Origin of the sequence: Paracoccus lichenicola (assembly GCF_009708075.1) — a bacterium.
GTDB lineage: Bacteria > Pseudomonadota > Alphaproteobacteria > Rhodobacterales > Rhodobacteraceae > Paracoccus > Paracoccus lichenicola.
Genome location: NZ_WMBT01000003.1, coordinates 308,126 through 329,379 on the forward strand (window position 1 = coordinate 308,126; position 21,254 = coordinate 329,379).

At 68.8% G+C, this 21,254-nt stretch carries 22 protein-coding genes; 16 read left to right on the top strand and 6 right to left on the bottom strand.

Annotated features, from left to right (window positions below; translation table 11 throughout):
• Positions 1-107: 107 nt before the first annotated feature.
• The 6 genes from lptF to rsmA all read left to right on the top strand — a co-directional run bounded on the left by lptF (position 108) and on the right by rsmA (position 7,883).
• On the top strand, positions 108-1,235 hold the full coding sequence (gene lptF / locus GIY56_RS07700; RefSeq protein WP_154764423.1) for an LPS export ABC transporter permease LptF: 1,128 nt from the start codon (positions 108-110) through the stop codon (positions 1,233-1,235).
• Positions 1,232-2,341 (top strand): LPS export ABC transporter permease LptG, encoded by a 1,110-nt coding sequence (gene lptG / locus GIY56_RS07705; RefSeq protein ID WP_154764229.1) that lies wholly within the window; start codon positions 1,232-1,234, stop codon positions 2,339-2,341. Before lptF ends, lptG begins: the two co-directional genes overlap by 4 nt.
• A gap of 8 nt (positions 2,342-2,349) precedes the next feature.
• Positions 2,350-4,704: an LPS-assembly protein LptD gene (locus tag GIY56_RS07710; RefSeq protein WP_230312359.1), complete on the top strand. Its 2,355-nt coding sequence runs from the start codon at positions 2,350-2,352 to the stop codon at positions 4,702-4,704.
• Positions 4,705-4,736: 32 nt separating this feature from the next.
• Positions 4,737-5,999 carry a peptidylprolyl isomerase gene (locus tag GIY56_RS07715; protein ID WP_154764231.1) on the top strand — a complete coding sequence of 421 codons (1,263 nt, stop codon included), beginning with the start codon at positions 4,737-4,739 and terminating at the stop codon, positions 5,997-5,999.
• A complete protein-coding gene (gene pdxA / locus GIY56_RS07720) occupies positions 5,996-6,964 on the top strand; it encodes a 4-hydroxythreonine-4-phosphate dehydrogenase PdxA (protein ID WP_328288476.1) in 969 nt (322 codons plus the stop codon). The genes GIY56_RS07715 and pdxA overlap by 4 nt, the downstream gene beginning before the upstream one ends.
• 64 nt (positions 6,965-7,028) lie before the next feature.
• The gene (rsmA, locus tag GIY56_RS07725) at positions 7,029-7,883 is read left to right on the top strand and encodes a 16S rRNA (adenine(1518)-N(6)/adenine(1519)-N(6))-dimethyltransferase RsmA (protein WP_154764232.1); all 855 of its coding nucleotides are present in this window, start codon (positions 7,029-7,031) and stop codon (positions 7,881-7,883) included.
• Positions 7,884-7,919: 36 nt separating this feature from the next.
• Here rsmA and GIY56_RS07730 read toward each other — a convergent pair whose 3' ends face one another.
• From GIY56_RS07730 to speB, 4 genes are all read right to left on the bottom strand, one after another.
• Positions 7,920-8,702 (bottom strand): DUF4167 domain-containing protein, encoded by a 783-nt coding sequence (locus GIY56_RS07730; RefSeq protein ID WP_154764233.1) that lies wholly within the window; start codon positions 8,700-8,702, stop codon positions 7,920-7,922.
• Between the two features lie 263 nt (positions 8,703-8,965).
• Complete coding sequence (gene prmC, locus GIY56_RS07735) at positions 8,966-9,790, bottom strand: peptide chain release factor N(5)-glutamine methyltransferase (protein ID WP_154764234.1); 825 nt, start codon at positions 9,788-9,790, stop codon at positions 8,966-8,968.
• On the bottom strand, positions 9,787-10,839 hold the full coding sequence (prfA, locus tag GIY56_RS07740; protein ID WP_154764235.1) for a peptide chain release factor 1: 1,053 nt from the start codon (positions 10,837-10,839) through the stop codon (positions 9,787-9,789). Before prfA ends, prmC begins: the two co-directional genes overlap by 4 nt.
• Positions 10,840-10,947: 108 nt before the next feature.
• Entirely contained in the window at positions 10,948-11,907 is a 960-nt protein-coding gene (gene speB / locus GIY56_RS07745) for an agmatinase (RefSeq protein ID WP_154764236.1), read from the bottom strand.
• A 148-nt stretch (positions 11,908-12,055) separates the two neighbouring features.
• Between speB and GIY56_RS07750 the strand changes: the two genes are divergently transcribed.
• The 7 genes from GIY56_RS07750 to GIY56_RS07780 all read left to right on the top strand — a co-directional run bounded on the left by GIY56_RS07750 (position 12,056) and on the right by GIY56_RS07780 (position 16,910).
• Complete coding sequence (locus GIY56_RS07750) at positions 12,056-13,120, top strand: cytochrome-c peroxidase (RefSeq protein ID WP_154764237.1); 1,065 nt, start codon at positions 12,056-12,058, stop codon at positions 13,118-13,120.
• A gap of 182 nt (positions 13,121-13,302) precedes the next feature.
• Positions 13,303-13,758, top strand: coding sequence for a 30S ribosomal protein S6 (gene rpsF, locus GIY56_RS07755; protein WP_154764238.1), 456 nt, complete (start codon positions 13,303-13,305; stop codon positions 13,756-13,758).
• 2 nt (positions 13,759-13,760) lie between these two features.
• Positions 13,761-13,988: a 30S ribosomal protein S18 gene (gene rpsR, locus GIY56_RS07760; protein WP_103173059.1), complete on the top strand. Its 228-nt coding sequence runs from the start codon at positions 13,761-13,763 to the stop codon at positions 13,986-13,988.
• Between the two features lie 12 nt (positions 13,989-14,000).
• Positions 14,001-14,585, top strand: coding sequence for a 50S ribosomal protein L9 (rplI, locus tag GIY56_RS07765; protein WP_154764239.1), 585 nt, complete (start codon positions 14,001-14,003; stop codon positions 14,583-14,585).
• A gap of 162 nt (positions 14,586-14,747) precedes the next feature.
• The gene (bmt, locus tag GIY56_RS07770) at positions 14,748-15,710 is read left to right on the top strand and encodes a betaine--homocysteine S-methyltransferase (protein ID WP_154764240.1); all 963 of its coding nucleotides are present in this window, start codon (positions 14,748-14,750) and stop codon (positions 15,708-15,710) included.
• Positions 15,711-15,762: 52 nt separating this feature from the next.
• Positions 15,763-16,548, top strand: a complete 786-nt coding sequence (locus tag GIY56_RS07775) for a YoaK family protein (RefSeq protein ID WP_154764241.1) — start codon at positions 15,763-15,765, stop codon at positions 16,546-16,548.
• A complete protein-coding gene (locus GIY56_RS07780) occupies positions 16,545-16,910 on the top strand; it encodes a DUF983 domain-containing protein (RefSeq protein WP_154764242.1) in 366 nt (121 codons plus the stop codon). The genes GIY56_RS07775 and GIY56_RS07780 overlap by 4 nt, the downstream gene beginning before the upstream one ends.
• Here the strand turns inward: GIY56_RS07780 and GIY56_RS07785 are convergent.
• A complete protein-coding gene (locus GIY56_RS07785; protein ID WP_154764425.1) occupies positions 16,907-17,986 on the bottom strand; it encodes a PA0069 family radical SAM protein in 1,080 nt (359 codons plus the stop codon). The genes GIY56_RS07780 and GIY56_RS07785 overlap by 4 nt on opposite strands.
• A gap of 105 nt (positions 17,987-18,091) precedes the next feature.
• Here GIY56_RS07785 and yghU point away from each other — a divergent pair, with 105 nt between their 5' ends.
• Entirely contained in the window at positions 18,092-18,958 is an 867-nt protein-coding gene (gene yghU / locus GIY56_RS07790) for a glutathione-dependent disulfide-bond oxidoreductase (RefSeq protein WP_154764243.1), read from the top strand.
• Between the two features lie 196 nt (positions 18,959-19,154).
• Here the strand turns inward: yghU and ilvC are convergent, their stop codons facing one another.
• The gene (gene ilvC / locus GIY56_RS07795; RefSeq protein ID WP_154764244.1) at positions 19,155-20,177 is read right to left on the bottom strand and encodes a ketol-acid reductoisomerase; all 1,023 of its coding nucleotides are present in this window, start codon (positions 20,175-20,177) and stop codon (positions 19,155-19,157) included.
• Between the two features lie 130 nt (positions 20,178-20,307).
• Between ilvC and GIY56_RS07800 the strand changes: the two genes are divergently transcribed.
• Both GIY56_RS07800 and GIY56_RS07805 read left to right on the top strand, forming a co-directional pair.
• Entirely contained in the window at positions 20,308-20,763 is a 456-nt protein-coding gene (locus GIY56_RS07800) for an Lrp/AsnC family transcriptional regulator (RefSeq protein ID WP_154764245.1), read from the top strand.
• Positions 20,760-21,221 carry an Lrp/AsnC family transcriptional regulator gene (locus tag GIY56_RS07805; protein WP_328288477.1) on the top strand — a complete coding sequence of 154 codons (462 nt, stop codon included), beginning with the start codon at positions 20,760-20,762 and terminating at the stop codon, positions 21,219-21,221. Before GIY56_RS07800 ends, GIY56_RS07805 begins: the two co-directional genes overlap by 4 nt.
• The last annotated feature ends 33 nt before the right edge of the window (positions 21,222-21,254 follow it).

A 21,254-nucleotide genomic window follows, 5' to 3' on the forward strand; every position in this document is an offset into this window, starting at 1 on the left:
CCTCATCATTCTGCGCAAGAAAGCCTAGACCCCCCGCGCACCCTTTTCCAGAGCCGCCCTTGCCGCTAAGCAAGGATGTGACCGCCGACAAGGACAGCCCCCGCGACATGCCCCGGATCGACCGATACATCCTCAGCCAGTTGCTGACACTGTTCGGGTTCTTCGCCCTGGTGCTGGTGTCGGTCTATTGGATCAACCGCGCGGTCAGCCTGTTCGACGATCTTCTGGGCGACGGGCAGACCGCGCTTGTGGTGCTGGAATTCACCGCCCTGACGCTGCCGCTGGTGATTTCGGTCGTGCTGCCGGTCGCGGCCTTCGCGGCGGCGGCTTACGGCACGAACCGGATGGCGGGGGAATCGGAGCTGGTGGCGATGCAGGCGGCGGGGCTGTCGCCCTGGCGGCTGGCGCGGCCGGTTCTGGTCTTCGGCGTCTTCGTGGGGGTGATGGTCGCGGTGCTGGTGCATGGCCTGGTGCCCCTGGCCCGAGCGCGGCTGGCCGACCGGCAGGCCGAGCTGGCCCAGGACGTGACCGAGCAGTTCCTGCGCCCCGGCACCTTCCAGTATCCCGCCGACGGCATCACGCTGTTCATCCGCGACATCGCCGCCGACGGCCGCCTGCTGGACCTGTTCATCGAGGATGCGCGCGATCCCGCGAACCAGACCATCTATACCTCCGAGGAGGCTCTGGTCGTCCGCGCTGAAACCGGTCCCGTGCTGATCCTGCTGCGCGGCATGTCGCAGGACCTGCGGCAACGGGGGGACCGGCAGACGCTGGCGGTGACGCGCTTTGCCGAATTCAGCTATGACATCGGGGCGCTGTTCACCGGCAACGCGCAAAAGGGCCGCGACCTGCGCGACTATGGCACGGGGCGGTTGCTGAACCCCGACGCCGCCCTGCTGGCCGCGACCGGCGCCGATCCGTCCGACGCCCGGCGAGAGGCGCACGAGCGGATCGCCCAACCCCTGCTGTCGCCGATTGCCGCGATGATCGGATTCGCCACCCTGCTGATCGGCGGCTATTCGCGGTTCGGCGTCTGGCGGCAGATCCTGTGGGCGATCCTTGGCCTGATCGCCGTGCAGTTCCTGACCAATGCCGCCGCCAACCAGGCCGGGCGCGACCCGTCGTTGTGGCCGGTCCTGTATGTGCCGGCGGTGGTCGGGGCGGCGCTGTGCTGCGGTCTGCTGTGGCTGGCGGGCAGGCCCCGGCGGCCGAGGCAGCGGGGCGCCCCGGCATGATCCTGGCCCGCTATGTCGCGCGGCGCTTCCTGCGGTCCTTCGGGACCGTCGCGGGCGTCTTCCTGCTGATCCTGCTGCTGATCGACATGATCGAGATGATCCGCCGATTCGCCGACCGCGACATCGGCCTTGGCGGCGCCCTGGGGCTGGCGGCGCTGAACGTCGCCTCCTCCTTTTATTCGATCCTGCCGCTGCTGACGGTGCTGGCGGGGATCGCGCTGTTCCTGAACCTGGCGCGCACGTCCGAAATGGTGGCGATCCGGGCGTCGGGGCGATCGGCGCTGAAGGTCGTGACCGCCCCCGCCGTCACCGCCGTGCTGGTCGGCGCGCTGACGGTGGCCTTCCTGAACCCGCTGGTCGCCGTGACCGGGGCGCGCTTCGACGAGGCCGTGGCCGCCATCGACCGCAACAGCCGCCAGACCGTGTCCGTGGGCGACAGCGCCGTCTGGCTGCGCCAGGCCGTGGTGGAAGGAACCGAGGAAGCGGGCCAGATCGTGATCCGCGCCCGCCGCGCCAGCCCCGACGCGACCACGCTTTACGACGCGACCTTCATGGTCTTCGACGAGACCCTTGGTCCCGTCCGCCGGGTGGAGGCGCGAGAGGCCCGGCTGGTTCCCGGCAAGTGGGAACTGGCCGACGTGCGCGACTATCCCCTGACCCAGGCCAACCCCGGGGCCGCCGCCCGCACCGCCGCGCGCATGGATCTGGCCTCCGACCTGACCGCGCAGCGCATCCGCGAGGGTTTCGGCCGCCCCGAGGCCGTGCCCGTCTGGCAGTTGCCGGGCTTCATCGCGGGCCTGGAACGGGCGGGCTTTTCGGCGGCGCGCCACAAGGTCTGGTTGCAGATGGAACTGGCGCGGCCCTTCCTGATGGCCGCGATGGTGCTGATCGCCGCGGCCTTCACCATGCAGCATGTGCGCGGCAGGAACACCGGGGGCGCGGTGCTGATGGCCTTCGGGGCCGGGATCGGGCTGTTCTTCCTGCGCAACCTGGCGCAGGTTCTGGGCGACAACGGGCAGGTGCCGCCCCTGCTTGCGGGCTGGACGCCGCCGCTGGTGGGCGGGCTGCTGGCCATGGCGCTGATCCTGGCGCGGGAGGACGGATGACAGGGCACATGCTGAAAGGCTGGGCATTGGGCCTGGCGCTGCTGCCGTCGCTGGCGCTTGGCCAGACGGTGCTGACCCAGGACCCCGGCCTGGGCGCGGGCAGCATCGGCGGATCCGGCACCCTGGGGTGGAGCGGCGAGGCCGCCCTGGCCCCGGCCGCCACGCCCCTGGGCAACAGCATCCTGGGCGACCGCACCCCGGAAGCCGCCGCGCTGGAAGCCGCGACCCCCGATGCCGGCGTGACCCTGCCCGACCGCGACACCGGCGGTCCGCCCGATGACGCCGCGACCGTGCTGGCCGACAGCATGGTGTTGCAGGGCGACCGGACGCTGATCGCGGCGGGCGGCGTGGTCGTCTGGTACCAGGGCGCCCGGCTGGTCGCCTCGCGCATCGTGGTAGACGGCGCCTCGGGCGAGCTGACCATCGAAGGTCCCATCCACCTGTCCCGCCCCGGTGCCACCGACCCCGACGCCGAGGCCGTGCTGATCGCCGAATCGGGCCAGCTCGACCGCGAATTGCAGGACGGCATCATCCGCGGCGCGCGCCTGGTCCTGGCGCGCGAGTTGCAGCTGGCCGCGACCGAACTGACCCGCACCGGCAACGGGCGCATGACCAACCTGCGCCATGTCGTGGCCTCGTCCTGCCAGATCTGCGCGGGCGACCCGACACCCTTGTGGGAAATCCGCGCCCGCACCATCACCCATGACGCGGAAACCCGGCTGATCACCTTCGACCACCCGCAATTCCGCGCCTTCGGCCTGCCGCTGGCGGCCGCGCCCTTCGCGCTGACCGCGCCCGATCCCACGGTCGAACGCCACACGGGCTTTCTGCGGCCGGAATTCCGCACCACATCCGGCCTGGGCTTCGGGATCAAGCTGCCCTATTTCGTGACGCTGGGCGATCATGCCGACGTGACGGTCACGCCCTATGTCTCGGCCAGCCGGACGCGGACGCTGGAACTGCGCTATCGCCAGGCCTGGTCGAACGGCGTCACCGAATGGAACGGCGCGGTCAGCCGCGACGACATCGAGCCGGGCGAGACGCGGGGATACGTCTTCGGCAACGCCCTGGTGGACCTGCCGCGCGGCTATCGCCTGGGGGTGCAGGTGCAGACCGCGTCCGACCGGGGCTATCTGCTGGACTACGACATCACCGACGCCGACCGGCTGTGGAGCGGGTTCACCCTGGACCGCGTGACCCGCGACAAGCTGTTCTTCGGGCGCGTGGGCAACTATCATTCGCTGCGCGACGATGAAGACAACAGCACCTCGCCCGCCCAGGTGGCCGACGTGATCTGGCAGCGCAGCTTTACCCCGCGCTATATCGGCGGGCGGGCGGGCCTGGAATGGTCGGTCCACGCCCATCGCCGCCCGTCCGACCAGGATGAACTGGGCCGCGACATGGCCCGCGCCTCGGTCGGGCTGGACTGGCAGCGCAGCGAGATCCTGCCGGGCGGCGTGGTGGGCGCGGCCCTGGGGGGGTTCGATGCCGACATCTACCGCATCGCGCAGGACAGCCGTTATGACGACCTGGTGGCCCGCGCCGACCCGATGGTGGGTGTGGAACTGCGCTGGCCGCTGATCGGCGGGGCTGACGGAGCCACCCACATGGTCGAACCCGTGGCGCAGATCCTCTATTCCCCGCCGGGCCGCGACGACGACATCCCGAACGAGGACAGCCGCCTGATCGAGTTCGACGAGGGCAACCTGTTTTCCGACAACCGCTTCCCAGGCTGGGACGCGCGCGAGGGGGGCTTGCGCGCCAACCTGGGCGTGACCTGGACGCGCATCGACCCGACCGGCTGGTCGCTGGCCCTGACCGGGGGCCGCGTGTTGCGCGCCGACCCGGACGAGGCCTTTCCCGAAGGATCCGCCCTGTCGGGCACCCGGTCCGACTGGCTGGTCTCGGCCCAATACGACAGCGGCACGGGCCTGGCCATTGCCAACCGGGCGCTGTTCGACGACGGGCTGGACATGTCGCGCAACGAATTGCGGCTTGGCTGGCTGCGCGACGACCTGCAACTGTCGGCGGGCCACCTGTGGCTGGACGGCGACAGCCGGAACGCGGTCGAGTTGCCCGACATCAGCGAACTGGCCGCCAATGTCGGCTGGCAGATCCGCGACGGCTGGTGGGGCCGCGCGGAAACCCGATACGACTTCGTGGCCGACCGGGCGCAGCGCGCGTCCCTGGATCTGACCTATCGCAACGAATGCCTGACGGTGGACATGGGCCTGTCGCGCCGCTTCACCAGTTCGGACAGCGTGCGCCCCGAAACCAGCGTCGGCCTGTCGGTCCGGCTGGGCGGCTTCGGGGTGCAGGAAGACTTGCCGGGCACGGTGGCGCGCCGGTCCTGCATACGCTAATCTTTCCCCAAGAAACGACATGAGGCCAGCAGATGCGGCATTTCCTTTCCAGCCTTGCCCTGGCGGCAGCCCTGGCTGCGGCACCCGCGCCGATCCTGGCGCAGAACCTGTTCGAGCCGGTGATCTATATCAACAACGCCGCCATCACCCGCTACGAGGTCGGGCAGCGCCAGAAATTCATGCAGATCCTGGGCGCCGCCGGCACCACGGCCGCCGAAGCCCAGCAGGCGCTGATCGACGACCGCCTGCGCAACCACGCCGCCCGGCAACTGGGAATCGCGCCGACCGAGGAAGGGCTGCAGAACGGGCTTGAGGAATTCGCGGGCCGCGCCGGCATGTCGGCGGCCGAATTCACCGCCGCGCTGGAACGTGCGGGCGTGGAACCCCAGGCTTACCGCGATTTCGTCAGCGCGGGCCTTGTCTGGCGCTCCGTGATCCGCGAACGCGTGGTGCCCCGGATCAAGGTCTCGGACGCCGAGGTGGACCAGGAACTGCGCCGCCAGGTCGAAACGCCGATCCTGTCGCGGGTGCTGATTTCCGAACTGATCATCCCCGCCCCCCCGGGCCAGGAACAGCAGGCCCTGAACCTGGGCCGCCAGATCGCCGGGGCGGGCCTTTCGTCCGACGAATTCGAGGCGGCGGCGCGGCAATATTCGGCGGCCGAATCGGCAGGGGCAGGCGGGCGGCTGGCCTGGGTGGACATCGACAACCTGCCCCCCGCCCTGCGCACGGTCATCACCGCGCTGCAACCCGGCCAGACGACGCAGCCGCTGACCGTCGAAGGCGCGGTCGTGCTGTTCCACCTGCGCGACAGCCAGGGCACGCTGCGCCCCGGCGCCACCCAGCAGGTGATCGACTATGCGGCCCTGCGCCTTGCCACGGCAACCGAGGCCGCGGCGCTGGCCGCGCGCACGCGCAGTTGCGACGATCTGTACGTCCAGGCCGGGCAGGCGGCCCCCCAGGTGCAGCGCCAGACCGTGCCGCAAGGCGCGATCCCCACGTTGATCGCGCAGCGGCTGGCAACCCTGGACCGGGACGAGGCGGGCGTGGTCGATTACGGCAACGGCGCCGATCTGGTGATGCTCTGTTCCCGCCAGCCCGCGCTGGTGGCCGACATGGCGGACGTGCCCACCACCGCCCTGCCCGACGACGGGGTCGAGGCCGCGATCCCTGGCACCGACGCCCTGCCCACGCGCGAGGCCGTCCGCGACGAGATCTTCAACCGCAAGGCCAATGCCGCAGCCGAGGCCTATCTGGCCGAGCTGCGCGCCGAAGCCATCATCCGCCGTCCGTGAACGCGCGCCGCATCATCCTGACCTGCGGGGAACCGGCGGGCGTCGGGCCGGAACTGGCCCCGCAGGCGCTGATATCCGGCGTCGATTTCGCCTGGATGGGCGATCCGCGCCACCTGCCTGCGGGCACCGCCTTCACCGAAATCGCCGCGCCCGGCGACCTGGTGCCTGCGGGCCACCTGCCCGTCCTGCGCCATGACTTCGCGGCCCCCGCCGCGCCGGGCCGCCCCGATCCGGCCAATGCGGCAGGCGTGATCGACGTGATCGCCCGCGCGGTGGATCTGGTGATGCGTGGCCAAGCCGCAGCCCTCTGCACCCTGCCCATCAGCAAGCAGGCGCTGAAGGAAGGGGCAGACTTTGCCTTTCCCGGCCATACCGAATACCTCGCGCACCTCGCGGGCGGCGTGCCGGTGGCGATGATGCTGGCCTCGACCACCGTGGACCCGCCCTGCCGCGTGGTCCCCGCGACGATCCACATCCCCTTGCAGGACGTGCCCGCCGCCCTGACCGACGCGGTGCTGGAAGGGGCGATCCGCATCACCCATGCCGCGATGATCCGCGACTTCGGCATCCCCGCGCCCCGCATCGCGGTCGCGGGCCTCAACCCCCACGCGGGCGAGGGCGGCACCATGGGCCGCCAGGAAACCGACCGCATCGCCCCCCTGCTGACCCGCCTGCGGGCCGAGGGGCTTGACCTGACGGGTCCCCTGCCCGCCGACACGATGTTCCACGCCCCCGCCCGCGCCCGTTACGACGCGGCGGTCTGCGCCTATCACGACCAGGCGCTGATCCCGATCAAGACGCTGGACTTCGACAATGGGGTGAACGTGACGCTGGGCCTGCCCTTCATCCGCACCTCGCCAGACCACGGCACGGCCTTCGACATCGCGGGCCAAGGCCTTGCCAATCCCGCATCCACTATCGCCGCCCTGCGCATGGCCCGCGCCATGGCGGAAAGCCGCGGATGATCCTGCATTGGACCCTAAATATCCCACGGGGGTCCGGGGGTGTGAAACCCCCGGCTTTGCCACGATGACCACCATCGACAACCTGCCCCCCTTGCGCGACGTGATCGCCCGCCATGACCTGCGCGCAAAGAAGCAACTGGGCCAGAATTTCCTCCTGGACCTGAACCTGACCGCCAAGATCGCGCGCCAGGCAGGCGACATGACGCGATGCGACGTGCTGGAGATCGGTCCCGGTCCCGGTGGGCTGACGCGGGGCCTGCTGGCCGAAGGGGCGCGCCATGTGCTGGCCATCGAAAAGGACGCCCGCGCCCTGCCCGCGCTTCAGGAAATCGCCGACCGCTATCCGGGCCGGCTGACGGTGATCCATGGCGACGCGCTGGAAATCGACCCGCTGGCGCACCTGACGCCGCCGATCCGCATTGCCGCGAACCTGCCCTATAACGTCGGCACCGAACTGCTGATCCGCTGGCTGACCCCGCCCGACTGGCCGCCCTTCTGGCAGTCGCTGACCCTGATGTTCCAGAAGGAAGTCGCCGAGCGCATTGTCGCCACACCCGGCGGCAAGGCCTATGGCCGCCTGGCGCTCTTGGCGCAATGGCGGGCCGATGCGCGCATCGTCATGACCCTGCCGCCCGAGGCCTTCGTGCCCGCGCCCAAGGTCCATTCCGCCGTGGTCCACCTGACCGCCCTGCCCGCGCCCCGCTTTCCCGCCGATCCGGGCGTGCTGGCGCAGGTGACGGCGGCAGGCTTCAACCAGCGGCGCAAGATGCTGCGCGCCTCCCTGCGCGGGCTGCATCCGCAGATCGAGGCCTTGCTGGAACAGGCAAACATCCCGCCCACCGCGCGCGCCGAGGAGATCGACCTGGAACGGTTCTGCGCGCTGGCCCGCGCGCTGGAGACCGCGCGCCGGGACCAATGAAAAAGGCCGCCGGCTGATCGCCGCGGCCCCTTTGCCTTAGTCTTCGCTGACAGCGGGCGTGTCTTCCGCCTGCGCCTCGCCTTCCGGGGCCTTGCGGCGGCTCCGGGGCGCGCGCGGCGGCCCGGCGGGCTTTTCGCCCCGGGGCGCACGGGGGGCGCGGCTGCGGGCGGGCTTGGCCGCGGCCTCGGGGGTCTCGACCGGACCGGCCGCTTCTTCCTCAACGGTCGTCACCGCGTCCGGCAGGCCCTCGGCCCGAGGCAGTGCCTCGGGGGCGGGTTCCGGCTGGGGCGCGGGATGCTCGTGCTCGCGGATTTCGGCCGGGACGGGTTCGGGACGCGGCTGTTCGCGGCTGCCTTGGTCGCGGGGACCCTGATCGCGCTGCTGGTCGCGCGGGCCATTGTCGCGATACCCAGTGTCGCGATGGCCATTCTCGCGGGGACCGGTGTCCCGGCGATTATCCTCGCGCCCGCCCTGCTCGCGCGGCTGGTGGCCGTTGCTGCCGTTAGGCTGGACTTCGCGCGCCTCGTCGCCGTCTTGGCGGCCTTGGTGGAACTGCTGACGCTCGGCCATTTCCTTTTGCGCCTCGCCCAGCATCCGGGTGTAATGCTCGGCGTGCTGCAGAAAGGCCTGTTCCGCCACGCGGTCGCCCGACAGCTGCGCATCGCGGGCCAGCGTCAGGTATTTTTCGATGATCTGCTGGGGCGTGCCGCGCACCTTGCCCTCGGGGCCGGAACTGTCGAAGACGCGGTTGACGACATTGCCAAGCGTGCTGCGCTGGCGGTTCGACTTGTTGCGCGAACGGGATTTCGATGATCTCATCAGTCTGTCTGCTTGTGTTCCAGTTGATCCGGGTTTCCAGGGATCTGGACGGCTTCGCGGGCGGCGGCAGCGGTTCAAGGATCGCGCCTTGCCGTTCAGCCCGCGCCTTGCGCCCGAACGAACGCAGGCGGCGTCCATCAGGGAATCGGCTTTTTCAGGCTGACCCGTGCCTGGGCATCGCTGCCCCCTGCACAAGGGCGACTAATCACGCCGGACGCCGGCTCGCAAGCGAAATCGTGTGGAAGACCCGTGATTCCCGGCCTTCACCCCGGAAACTGCGCCAGAACGACACGATCACGGCCATCAAGGTCGGCAATCACGCGCGTCTCGGCGCCCGCATCGGCAAGGATCGCCGAGACCGCCACGCCTTGGGTGGGACCCATTTCGACCAGCATGTGCCCGCCCGGGGCCAGATGGTCCCGCGCCCCCGCCGCGATGGCGCGATAGGCGGTCAGCCCGTCGGCCCCGTCGGTCAGGGCCGAATGCGGCTCCCATTCCCGCACCTCCGGGGAAAGGCCCGCCATCTCGTCCAGCGCGATATAGGGCGGGTTCGAGACGATCAGGTCAAATCGGCCCGTGACCCCCTTGTACCAGTCGGCCTGCGCGAAGCAGGCCGCGACGCCGATGACCCGGGCATTCTCCCGCGCCACATCAAGGGCCGCGCCCGAGATGTCGGTGCCAAGCCCCCTGGTCCCCTTCCGCGCCGCCAGAAGCGAGAGGAGGATCGCCCCGGTCCCCGTCCCCAGGTCCAGCACGCTGGCCCAGGGCAGATCCAGCGCCGCCCGGACCAGCACCTCGGTTTCCGGGCGCGGATCCAGCGTGTCGGGGGTCACGCGGAAGCGATGGTCATAGAAGTCCCGGAAGCCGACGATCTGCGCCACCGGCTGGCGCGCGGCGCGGGCGGCAAGGCCGCTTTCCAGCCGGGCCAGTTCGTCATCCGCCAGGTCGCGGTCATCGACGATGCGCAACCGGGCAGGCTCGATCCCCAGGACCGCCGCCAGGATCCGGTCGGCGTCGCGCGCCGCGCCTTCGATGCCAGCGGCGGTCAGGCGCCGGGCAGCCTCGCGCCGGGCCTCGGACAGCCTCATTCCTGGGCAGCCAGCCGCGCCGCCTGGTCATGGGCGGTCAGGGCGTCGATGATCTCGCCCAGATCGCCCGCCATGATCCGGTCCAGCGCATAAAGCGTCAGGTTGATGCGGTGATCCGTCATTCGCCCCTGCGGAAAGTTGTAGGTGCGGATCCGTTCGCTGCGGTCGCCGGACCCGACCTGAGACTTGCGGTCCGCCGCCCGTTCGGCATCGGCGCGCGAGCGTTCCATGTCGTAAAGCCGCGCGCGCAGCACGGCCATGGCGTTGGCGCGGTTCTGGTGCTGGGACTTTTCGCTGCTGGTGACGACGATGCCGGTCGGCAGGTGGGTGATCCTCACCGCCGAGTCGGTGGTGTTCACATGCTGCCCGCCAGCGCCCGACGCGCGCATCGTGTCGATGCGGATGTCGGTCGCGGGAATGTCGATGTCCACATCCTCGGCCTCGGGCAAAACGGCCACCGTGGCCGCCGAGGTATGGATGCGCCCGCCCGATTCGGTTTCGGGCACCCGCTGGACGCGGTGAACGCCGGATTCGTATTTCAGCCGGGCGAAGACTCCCTCGCCCTCGACCCGGGCCACGGCTTCCTTGACGCCGCCCAGGTCGGATTCGGTCAGATCCAGCATCTGGAAGGTCCAGCCCTGCGCTTCCGCATGGCGGCGATACATCGAGAGCAGGTTGCCCGCGAACAGCGCGGCCTCCTCCCCGCCGGTGCCGGGGCGGATCTCGATGATCGCGGGACGGGCGTCGGCGGCGTCCCTGGGCAGCAGGGCGATGCGCAGGGCCTGTTCCAGCGCGGGCATTTCCTCGCGCAGCCGGGCCATTTCGTCCTGGGCCAGATCCCGCATCTCGGGATCGGCCAGCATCGCCTCGGCATCAGTCAGCCCGTCCCGGGCGGCGCGCCAGCGGGCGATCTGCTCGACCACCGGCTTCAGCTCGGCATATTCCCGGCTGATGCGGGCGATCTGGTCGGGCGCCGCACCGGCATTCAGCTGCGCTTCGAGAAACTCGAACCGCTGGACGATCTGGACAAGACGATCTTCAGGCAACATGGGGGCGGATTACCTGCCCGATACAAAACCGGCAAGCCTGCTTTGGACTGCAAATATCCCGCAGGGGGCGCGGGGGACGCGAAGTCCCCCGCCGTCGCGGGACGCAATTCACCGCCGCGTCCACCCATACAGCGCAATCAGTTCCATCGCCACATGCGCCCCCGCGATGGCCGTGGCCCCCGTCGTGTCATAGGGCGGAGAAACCTCGACCACGTCGCCGCCGATCAGATCCACCCCCGCCAGCCCGCGCAGCAGCGCCGCCGCCTGCCAGGAGGCCAGCCCGCCCCAGACCGGCGTGCCGGTGCCGGGGGCAAAGGCCGGGTCAAGCGCGTCGATGTCGAAGGTGATGTAAACCGGACGGTCCCCGATCACCCGCCGAATGCGCGCCAGCGTGGCGTCCACCCCGTCGCGATGCACGCCCGGCGCGTCCAGGATGGTCACGCCCAGCGTGTCGGGGTTTTCCGTGCGGATGCCCACGCTGACGCTGGCCGCCGGATCCACGACCCCCTCGCGGATGGCTTTATACAGGAACGTCCCGTGGTCGATCCGGTCGGGATCGTCGTCCGCCCAGGTGTCGGAATGGGCGTCGAACTGGATCAGCGCGACCGGCCCGCGCCGGGCGGCCACCGCGCGCAGGATCGGCAGGGTGATCGAATGATCGCCCCCCAGCGTGATCGGCGCCGCGTCCGCGTCCAGGATGGCGCCGACATGCGCCTCGATCAGCCCCGGCACGGCGCGGACATTGGCGTAATCGAAGGCCATGTCGCCATAGTCGATCACCGACAGCAGCGACAGCGGATCATAGCCCCAGCCATAGGGCGGATCGAAGGGTTGCAGCGTCGATGCCTCGCGGATGGCGCGGGGACCGAAGCGCGCGCCCGGGCGATGCGTCACCGCCCCGTCGAAGGGGATCCCCGTCACCGCCACGTCCGCCCCGGCCAGGTCCTTGGTGTAACGGCGGCGCAGGAAACTGACGGCCCCGCCGAAGGCGTTCTCGAACGACAGCCCGCGCGGGTCCTTTCGCGTAAAGGCCTGATCGACCTCATCCTTGGCATCTTCCAGCGCCATTCCCGTCCCCCGCCGCCATTGCCATGGGGCATCGTGCCGCAGCCGCCGGCGCGCCGCAAGCGCCGCCATTTGATCTGCATCAGGGCACAGCCTTGCGCGTCCGCTATGACAGGATCCAGGCGCGCGACATTCATAACGAGAGACAGCCATGAAGACCTCCCTTCTTGCCATCGCCGCCCTGGGCGTCCTGGCCCAGCCGGTGCTGGCCCAGACCGGATTGCCCGCCGATGCCGACCTGCGCCAGGCCGCGCTGGAATGGTTCGAGCCGATCCCCGACACGCCGCAGGCGCCCCCGAACAACGTGCTGACGCCCGAGCGGGTGGAACTGGGCGCGATGCTGTTCTTCGATCCGCGCATGTCGGTGTCGGGCCTTTTCTCGTGCCAGACCTGCCACAACGTCGGCCTGGGCGGCGTGGACGGGCTGACCACCTCGATCGGCCATGGCTGGCAGCAAGGACCGCGCAACTCGCCCACCATGCTGAACTCGGTCTTCAACGTCGCGCAGTTCTGGGACGGCCGCGCCCCCGACCTGGCAGCCCAGGCCAAGGGTCCGCTGCAGGCCGGGGTCGAGATGAACAACACCCCCGAGAACCTGATCGGCACGCTGAATTCGATGCCGGGCTATGTGGATGCCTTCAAGGCCGCCTTCCCCGACGAGGCGACGCCCGTCAGCTTCGACAACTTCGCCCGCGCCATCGAATCCTTCGAGGCGACGCTGATCACCCCCGACAGCGCCTTTGACCGCTATCTCAAGGGCGACGACGCGGCCATGTCTGATCAGGAAAAGCGCGGGCTGGCGGCCTTCATGGACACCGGCTGCACGACCTGCCATTCGGGCCGCAACGTCGGCGGGCAGGATTACTATCCCTTCGGCGTGGTCGAACGTCCGGGCGGGTCGATCCTGCCCGAGGGCGACCGGGGCCGCTTCACCGTGACGCAGACGGCGGACGATGAATACGTCTTCCGCGCAGCCCCCCTGCGCAACGTGGCGCTGACCGCGCCTTATTTCCATTCGGGCGCCGTCTGGGATCTGCACGAGGCCGTCAGCATCATGTCCTCGTCCCAGCTGGGCACCGAACTGGCCGAACCCCAGGTCGATGAGATCGTGGCCTTCCTGGGCACCCTGACCGGCAAGCAGCCCCAGATCGTGCATCCGGTCCTGCCCGTGCGCCAGGCCGACACGCCGCAGCCCCAGCCAATGCTGGTGCGCTGACCCGGGCCTCCTGCCCGGTCCGCCGCGCGGGCCGGGCACCCGCGAATCGCCTTGCATCCCCGGCTTTCGCCGCTATAAAGCCCCATCCTTCCGCCGAGATCTTGCCACCGGCGCAGCCTCTCGTGACGGGCGCGGAAGGATTGCCCGTCGATGAAATGCGTCTTGCAACTGAAAGGGATGCCATGGCTCTGTACGAGCATGTGCTGATCGCCCGCCAGGACCTGTCGAACACGCAGGCCGAAGGGCTGATCGAACACTTCGGGGCGGTGCTTGCCGACAACGGCGGCCGCGTCATCGAGAACGAATACTGGGGTGTGCGCACCCTGGCCTACAAGATCAACAAGAACCGCAAGGGCCATTACGCCTTCCTGCGTTCGGACGCGCCCTCGGCCGCCGTGCAGGAGATGGAGCGTCTGGCCCGCCTGCATGACGACGTGATGCGCGTCATGACCGTGCGCGTGGACAAGCACGAGGAAGGCCCCTCGGTCCAGATGCAGAAGCGCGAGGAACGCGGCGAGCGTGGGGACCGCGGGGATCGCGGCGACCGTGGCGACCGCCCGCGCGGCGACCGGGGCGACCGTGATCGTGGCGACCGCGGTGATCGTGGCGAACGCCGCGAGCGGACTGAAAGGATCTGATCATGGCCAACAAACCGTTTTTCCGCCGCCGCAAGGTTTGCCCCTTCTCGGGTGAAAACGCGCCCGCGATCGACTACAAGGACACGCGCCTGCTGCAGCGCTACATTTCGGAACGCGGCAAGATCGTGCCCTCGCGCATCACCGCCGTCTCGGCCAAGAAGCAGCGCGAGCTGGCCCGCGCCATCAAGCGCGCCCGCTTCCTGGCCCTGCTGCCCTATGTCGTGAAGTAAGGAGACGGGGACATGCAAGTCATCCTGCTGGAACGCGTGGCGAAACTTGGCCAGATGGGCGAAGTCGTCAACGTGAAACAAGGCTTTGCCCGCAACTTCCTGTTGCCGCAGGGCAAGGCGCTGCGCGCGTCCGACGCCAACATCAAGGCGTTCGAAGGCCGCAAGGTCCAACTGGAAGCGCAGAACGCCGAATCCAAGGCCGAAGCGCAGAAGATCGCCGACACGCTGGACGGCCAGACCTTCGTGGTCATCCGCTCCGCCTCTGATGCCGGCGCGCTGTATGGGTCCGTGACCACCCGCGACGCCGCCGATGCCGCGACCGAGGCCGGCTTCACGCTGGACCGCAAGCAGGTCGTCCTGATCCAGCCGATCAAGGAACTGGGCCTGCACGAGGTCAGCGTCGTGCTGCACCCCGAGGTGAACGCGACCATCGTCCTGAACGTCGCCCGTTCCGCCGAAGAGGCCGAACTGCAGGCGCAGGGCAAGTCGATCCAGGACCTGGCCGCCGAGGCCGATGCCGCCGCCGAATTCGAGATCGCCGAACTGTTCGATGACATCGGCGCGGCGAACGACGAGGACAGCGACGACCGGAACTGATCCCGGGCGCACGCGCGAATTTCAGGGCCGTGGCGGGAAACCGTCACGGCCCTTTTTTCGTTTCGATGCAAATTGTTTCCCATCGGAACCAGACGTATCATGGACTTGATGATTGGTAGCCGTCCCTGGACGGAGATTTCGCATTTTACCCGGGGGTACCGGATGCCCGACCCGTTGAGCCAGCTTCTTGCCAAGCGCGACTGGCTGATGGCCGACGGCGCGACGGGAACCAACCTGTTCAACATGGGCCTGCCCTCGAACGTCGCGCCCGACTTGTGGAACATCGACCAGCCCGACCTCGTGCGCCGCCTTTATCGCGATTCGGTGGATGCCGGAGCCGACCTGTTCCTGACCAACACATTCGGCGGCAATGCCAGCCGCCTGCGCCTGCAGGGCGCGGCCCATCGCGTGCGCGAGGTGAACCGGACGGGCGCGGCCATGGCGCGCGACATCGCCGACGCCTCGGGGCGCACGGTGGTGGTCGCGGGCAACATCGGTCCCACGGGCGAGATCATGGTCCCCATGGGCACCCTGTCGCACGCCAGCGCCGTCGCCATGTTCCACGAACAGGCCGAGGCGCTGAAGGACGGCGGGGCCGACGTTCTGTGGGTGGAAACCATCAGCTCCGAAGGGGAATTCCGCGCCGCCGCCGAGGCCGCGCGCCTGGCCGACATGCCCTGGTGCGGGATGATGAGCTTCGACACCGCGGGCCGCACCATCATGGGCGTGACCTCGGCGCAACTGTCGGCGCTGGTGGAACGGCTGCCGAACCCGCCCATCGCCTATGGCGCCAATTGTGGCGTGGGGGCGGCGGACCTGCTGCGCACGGTGCGCGACTTCGTGGCCTCGGGCAACGAACGGCCCATCATCGCCAAGGGCAACGCGGGCATCCCGCATCTCGAGGACGGGAACCTCCATTACGACGGCACCCCCGCCATCATGGCCGATTACGCCTGCCTGGCCCGCGACCTAGGCGTGCGCATCATCGGCGGCTGCTGCGGCACCACGCCCGCCCATCTGCGCGCCATGCGCGAGGCGCTGGAAACGCGCCCGGCAGGTCCCCGCCCCTCGCTCGAGGAAATCGCGGCGCGGCTTGGCGGCTTTTCCTCGGTCGGCGGGGTCTAGGCCCTGGATCCGGCCTGCTGACAAGACCCGTCCCTTGGGCTAGACGGATGCCATGGCACGCCCCATCCACATCCTGCGCCCCTTTGCTTCGGCAAGGGTGCTGGTCAGCCATCGGCGCAGCCCGGGCAGCGATCATGTGCTGGCGCTGTTCCTGGCGGGTATCGCGGGCGCATCGAACGCGGGCGGGTTCTTTGCCCTGGGGCAATACACGTCCCACATGACGGGCTATCTGTCGCAGATCGCCGACAGCCTTGCCACGGGCCACCTGCTGGTCACGGCGACGGCGCTGCTGGCCATCGCGTCCTTCGTCACCGGCGCCGCCTTTTGCGCCTTTCTGGTGAACTGGGCGCGGCACCGGATGGGACGGCGGCAATTCGCGTTGCCGCTGGCGGTGCAGGGCGCGTGCCTGGCCTGCTTCGGCTTTGGCGGCATCTTCACCACCACGCCGGGCCGCTTGTTCGCCTTGTGCTGCCTGTGCTTCATCATGGGAATGCAGAACGCCACGATCACCAAGATCTCGGGCGCGCGGATCAGGACCACCCATGCCACGGGCATGATCACCGACATCGGGATCGAAGGGGGCCGGGCGCTGTACCGCCGGCTTCACCCCGGCAGGGGGGTCGGCGTCGATGGGGCGAAACTGCGCATTCTGCTGTCCCTTGTCGGAACCTTCGTGGCGGGTGGCATCGTTGGTGCCTTGGGCTATGCGATGGCGGGTTTCTATTTCTCGTGGCCGCTGGCGGCCTTGCTGCTGGGGCTGGCGGTTCCGGCCCTTGCCGCCAAGACCCGGCAGGACGCCACCCGGCCAGCGGCCGAACCACAAGGACCAGCACCATGACGGACGAACGCGACAGCAGAACGGCCATCGGCCGGGGCCTGCTGAACAAATGCCCGAACTGCGGCAAGGGAAAGCTGCTGCGCGGCTACCTGGGCGTCCCGGCGGAATGCGAGGTTTGCCACGCCCCCCTGGGCCGCTATCCCGCCGCCGACGGGCCGGCCTTCTTCACCATGACGATCATGCTGCTGCTGCTGATCCCGCTGATCGGCTTTACCTGGGTGCTGTTCCGCCCGTCACCCGTGATGCTGCTGGTGATCACGGGAGTGATCACCACGCTTGTGACGCTGGTCCTGCTGCGCTTCATCAAGGGCGCCTTCATCGGCTATCTCTGGGCCAAGAACGAACAGGACCGGGGGGCCTAGAACAGCGACAGCTGCTCGCCCGCCCTGGGCGGCGGGCCGAAGCGGCTGCAATCCAGGGGCGCGCCGTCCTTGCCGTATCCCAACCGCTTGCGCGCCAGGCGGAAGCGTTGCAGGGCCAGGTCCGCCTCGGCCCCCTGCCCGCGAAAGCGGTGGCCAAAGCGCGCGTCGTTGTCGCGCCCATCCCGCATGGCCCCCACGCGGTTCATCACGTGCGCGGCCATGCCGGGACGGTGGCGGTCCAGCCAGTCGCGGAACAGGGGCGCAACCTCCAGCGGCAGGCGCAGGGGGATCATGCTGGCGGTGGTGGCGCCTGCCGCGCGCGCGGCGGCCAGGATCGCCTCGATCTCGGGTTCCGTCAGGACGGGGATGACGGGGGCGACCATGACCCGCACGGGCACCCCGGCGGCGGACAGTTCCCGGATCATCCGCAGGCGCGTGGCGGGCGTGGGCGCGCGCGGCTCCATCGCGCGGGCAAGGTCCAGGTCCAGCGTGGTGATGCTGACGCCGACCGCCGCCATCTGCTTGGCGGCCAGTTCCGCCCACAAGGCCAGGTCGCGCAGCACGACCGTGCCGCGCGTGACCAGCGTCACCGGATGGTTCCAGTCCGACAAGACCCGCAGGATCCCCGGCATGATCGCCAGTTTCGCTTCGACCGGCTGGTAGGGATCCGTGTTGGTGCCCAATGCGATGGGTGCAGGACGATAGGACGGCCGCGCCAGTTCGCGTTCCAGCAAGCGGGCGGCATCGGGCTTGGCGGTGATCTTCGTCTCGAAGTCCAGGCCGGGCGACAGGCCAAGATACGCATGGGTCGGCCGGGCATAGCAATAGATGCAGCCATGCTCGCACCCCCGATAGGGATTGATCGAGCGGTCAAAGGAAATGTCGGGCGAGGTGTTGCGCGTGATGATGCTGCGCGGGCGTTCCGTCGCCACCTCGGTCCGCAGCAGGCGGCTTTCCTCGGGGATGTCCCAGCCATCGGCTTCGCGGGTCCGCCGGTGCGCCTCGAACCGGCCGTCGGGGCGGGTGTCCGCGCCGCGGGCCTTCAGGCGTTCGTCGGGGTTGCGGGGCGGCAGCATGGCGTCATATTGGAACACAACGGGAACACATGCCAGCGTTTTGATGGGTTGATGTTCGCGCCGCCCCCACGCATCCTGCGCCCGAACCAGCGTTGAGGAGGCGTCATGACCGACGATTATACCCCGCCAAAGGTGTGGACCCAGAAGGGCGAGAACGGCGGCCAGTTCGCCAGCATCAACCGCCCCGTGGCAGGCCCGACCCATGACAAGGATCTGCCGGTGGGCAAGCATCCCTTGCAGCTTTATTCGCTGGCCACGCCCAACGGGCAGAAGGTCACGATCATGCTGGAGGAGCTGCTGGAAGCAGGCTTCGACGCCGAATACGACGCCTGGCTGATCCGCATCAACGAAGGCGACCAGTTCGGCAGCGGCTTCGTGGCGGCGAACCCGAATTCCAAGATCCCTGCGCTGATGGACCATTCCGTGACCCCGCCGCGCCGGGTGTTCGAGTCGGGGTCCATCCTGGTCTATCTGGCCGAGAAGTTCGGCGCCTTCCTGCCCGCCGATCCCGCGGCGCGGACCGAGGCGATGAACTGGCTGTTCTGGCAGATGGGGTCCGCCCCCTTCTTGGGCGGCGGCTTCGGGCATTTCTATGCCTATGCCCCGGTCAAGATCGAATACGCCATCGACCGCTACACGATGGAGGCCAAGCGCCAACTGGACGTGCTGAACCGGCATCTGGCCCAGAACCGCTTCATGGCGGGGGACGATTATTCCATCGCCGACATGGCGATCTGGCCCTGGTACGGGCAGATCGTCGCGGGCAAGCTTTACGGCGACGCAGCGACCTTCCTGGATGCGGGCATCTACGAAAACGTCCGCCGCTGGCATGACGAGATCGCGACGCGCCCTGCCGTGCAGCGCGGGATCATGGTGAACAAGACGGGGGGCGATCCGTCGCAGCAATTGTGGGAACGCCACGACGCCAGCGACTTTCAGACCCGGACGCAGGACAAGATCGGCGCAGAATAAGAAGGGGGGCGTTGCCCCCCGTCCTTCGGACTCCCCCCAGGATATTTTCGGTCCGTCGCAGGCCTGCTTTGGACGCTAAATATCCTCGGGGTGAGACGCGCCCGGAAAAAGGTCCAGTGGACCTTTTTCAGCGGCGAACGCCTGCCGCCATGCGGCAGGCAGGGGGGTGGAAAACCCCCGGCTTTGGCGAAACGGATCAGTTCCGCGCGCGGTCCACCATCTTGCCCTTGGAAATCCAGGGCATCATCTCGCGCAGCTTGGCGCCCACCTTCTCGATCTGGTGTTCGTCATTGGCGCGGCGCGAGGCCTTCAACGTCGGCTGGCCCACCGCGTTTTCCAGCATGAAGTCGCGCACGAACTTGCCGCGCTGGATGTCCTCCAGCACCGCCTTCATGCGGGCCTTGGTTTCCTCGTAGGGCAGGATGCGCGGGCCGGTGACATACTGGCCGTATTCCGCCGTGTTGCTGATGGAATAGTCCATGTTGGCGATGCCGCCTTCATAGATCAGGTCCACGATCAGCTTCACCTCGTGCAAGCACTCGAAATAGGCCATCTCGGGTTCATAGCCGGCTTCCACCAGCGTCTCGAAGCCCAGGCGGATCAGCTCGACCAACCCGCCGCACAGCACCGCCTGTTCGCCGAACAGGTCGGTTTCGCATTCCTCGCGGAAGTTCGTCTCGATGATGCCGGACCGCCCGCCGCCGATGGCCGAGCAATAGGACAGGCCCAGATCCATCGCCTTGCCGGTCGCGTCCCGGTGGACCGCCACCAGGCAGGGCACGCCGCCGCCCTTGACGTATTCGCCGCGCACGGTGTGGCCCGGACCCTTGGGCGCCATCATGATGACATCGACGCCGGGCTTCGGCTCGATCAGGCCGAAATGCACGTTCAGGCCATGGGCAAAGGCGATCGCCGCGCCTTCGCGCAGGTTGTCGTGGACGTATTTCCTGTAGGTTTCGGCCTGCAACTCGTCCGGCATGGTGAACATGATCAGGTCGCACCAGGCCGCGGCCTCGGCGATGCCCATCACCTTCAGGCCCTCGCCTTCGGCCTTCTTCGCGGACGGGCTGCCCTCGCGCAGGGCGACGACGACGTTCTTGGCGCCCGAATCGCGCAGGTTCAGCGCATGGGCGTGGCCTTGGCTGCCATAGCCCAGGATCGCGACCTTCTTGTCCTTGATCAGGTTCACGTCGCAATCGCGGTCATAGTAAACGCGCATGGGTTGGTCCCTTTCTCTCTTGATGGAAACGGTTCTAGCGGAGCTTGGCGGCATGTCGGCATCTATCCTCTCGCCAATCGCCCCGGATCGGCTATGATCATGCCGCTTCTTTCCAGATGATGAAAAATCCATGCCAGACGCCACCGACCACCGCATCTTGCGCCACCTGCTGGCCGATCCCGAGGCGCCAAGCGCCGCCCTGGCCGAACGCGCGGGCGTGGCGCCCGCCAGCCTGTGGCGGCGGCTGGAAAAGCTGCGCGAGACGGGGGTGATCGCCGCCATCCAGTCCCGCATCGACTGGCGCGCGCTGGGATACGAGGTGCAGGTCAGCCTGCGCTTCACGCTGGACAAGACCAACCCCCGCGCCTTCGACGAATTCATCGCCGCCGCGCGCAAGGTGCCCGAGGTGACGGAAATCCAGACCTTCCTGGGCAGCGTGGACCTGCGCCTGTCGGTGATCGCGCGGGACATGGCGCATTGGCAGGGGATCTATCGCGACCGGATCCTGACCCTGCCGCATGTGTCCGACAGCGACGCGCTGATGCTGGTTTCCACCATCAAGGACAGCGGGGAACTGCCGTTGTGACGGATCTGGACGCGACCGACCTGGCGATCCTGCGCATCCTGGCCGCTGATGCCACCAAAAGCGCGGCCGAAGTGGGTCGGGTCATCGGCATCGGCCAGCCCGCCGCCTGGCGCCGCATCAGGCGGCTGTCCGATGCCGGCATCCTGGCCGGGCGGCGGGTGATCGTGGACAATGCCGCCCTGGGCTTTGGCGTCACGGTCTTCCTGGGCATCCGCTTGGCCGCCAAGGGCCGCACGTCGCTCGAGGATTTCGAGCGCGCCGTGACCGCCATCCCCGAGGTGCAGACCGTCCAGCACGTGCTGGGCCAGTTCGATTACCGGTTGCGCATCACCGCCCGCGACATTTCCGATTTCGAACGCATCCTGCGCCGCCGCATCATGACCCTGCCCGGCGTGGGTCAGGTCGAGGCGAACGTCATGCTGTCCGAGGAACGACGACCGGGACCGCTGGGCGGTTGAAGCGCGTTCCCTCTGGCCCCGTCCCCCATCCCG

What these genes read in the sequence shown, in the direction of transcription:
- speB (WP_154764236.1), bottom strand. Translation starts at nt 11,907, where the DNA reads ATGGCGCTGGAAGATGCCAAGGATGAGGTCGATCAGGCCTTTACGCGA.
- GIY56_RS07710 (WP_230312359.1), top strand. Translation starts at nt 2,350, where the DNA reads ATGCTGAAAGGCTGGGCATTGGGCCTGGCGCTGCTGCCGTCGCTGGCG.
- lptF (WP_154764423.1), top strand. Translation starts at nt 108, where the DNA reads ATGCCCCGGATCGACCGATACATCCTCAGCCAGTTGCTGACACTGTTC.
- rplI (WP_154764239.1), top strand. Translation starts at nt 14,001, where the DNA reads ATGCAAGTCATCCTGCTGGAACGCGTGGCGAAACTTGGCCAGATGGGC.
- bmt (WP_154764240.1), top strand. Translation starts at nt 14,748, where the DNA reads ATGCCCGACCCGTTGAGCCAGCTTCTTGCCAAGCGCGACTGGCTGATG.
- prmC (WP_154764234.1), bottom strand. Translation starts at nt 9,790, where the DNA reads ATGAGGCTGTCCGAGGCCCGGCGCGAGGCTGCCCGGCGCCTGACCGCC.
- yghU (WP_154764243.1), top strand. Translation starts at nt 18,092, where the DNA reads ATGACCGACGATTATACCCCGCCAAAGGTGTGGACCCAGAAGGGCGAG.
- GIY56_RS07780 (WP_154764242.1), top strand. Translation starts at nt 16,545, where the DNA reads ATGACGGACGAACGCGACAGCAGAACGGCCATCGGCCGGGGCCTGCTG.
- GIY56_RS07750 (WP_154764237.1), top strand. Translation starts at nt 12,056, where the DNA reads ATGAAGACCTCCCTTCTTGCCATCGCCGCCCTGGGCGTCCTGGCCCAG.
- GIY56_RS07800 (WP_154764245.1), top strand. Translation starts at nt 20,308, where the DNA reads ATGCCAGACGCCACCGACCACCGCATCTTGCGCCACCTGCTGGCCGAT.
- rsmA (WP_154764232.1), top strand. Translation starts at nt 7,029, where the DNA reads ATGACCACCATCGACAACCTGCCCCCCTTGCGCGACGTGATCGCCCGC.
- rpsF (WP_154764238.1), top strand. Translation starts at nt 13,303, where the DNA reads ATGGCTCTGTACGAGCATGTGCTGATCGCCCGCCAGGACCTGTCGAAC.
- prfA (WP_154764235.1), bottom strand. Translation starts at nt 10,839, where the DNA reads ATGTTGCCTGAAGATCGTCTTGTCCAGATCGTCCAGCGGTTCGAGTTT.
- ilvC (WP_154764244.1), bottom strand. Translation starts at nt 20,177, where the DNA reads ATGCGCGTTTACTATGACCGCGATTGCGACGTGAACCTGATCAAGGAC.
- lptG (WP_154764229.1), top strand. Translation starts at nt 1,232, where the DNA reads ATGATCCTGGCCCGCTATGTCGCGCGGCGCTTCCTGCGGTCCTTCGGG.
- GIY56_RS07730 (WP_154764233.1), bottom strand. Translation starts at nt 8,702, where the DNA reads ATGAGATCATCGAAATCCCGTTCGCGCAACAAGTCGAACCGCCAGCGC.
- GIY56_RS07785 (WP_154764425.1), bottom strand. Translation starts at nt 17,986, where the DNA reads ATGCTGCCGCCCCGCAACCCCGACGAACGCCTGAAGGCCCGCGGCGCG.
- rpsR (WP_103173059.1), top strand. Translation starts at nt 13,761, where the DNA reads ATGGCCAACAAACCGTTTTTCCGCCGCCGCAAGGTTTGCCCCTTCTCG.
- GIY56_RS07715 (WP_154764231.1), top strand. Translation starts at nt 4,737, where the DNA reads ATGCGGCATTTCCTTTCCAGCCTTGCCCTGGCGGCAGCCCTGGCTGCG.
- GIY56_RS07775 (WP_154764241.1), top strand. Translation starts at nt 15,763, where the DNA reads ATGGCACGCCCCATCCACATCCTGCGCCCCTTTGCTTCGGCAAGGGTG.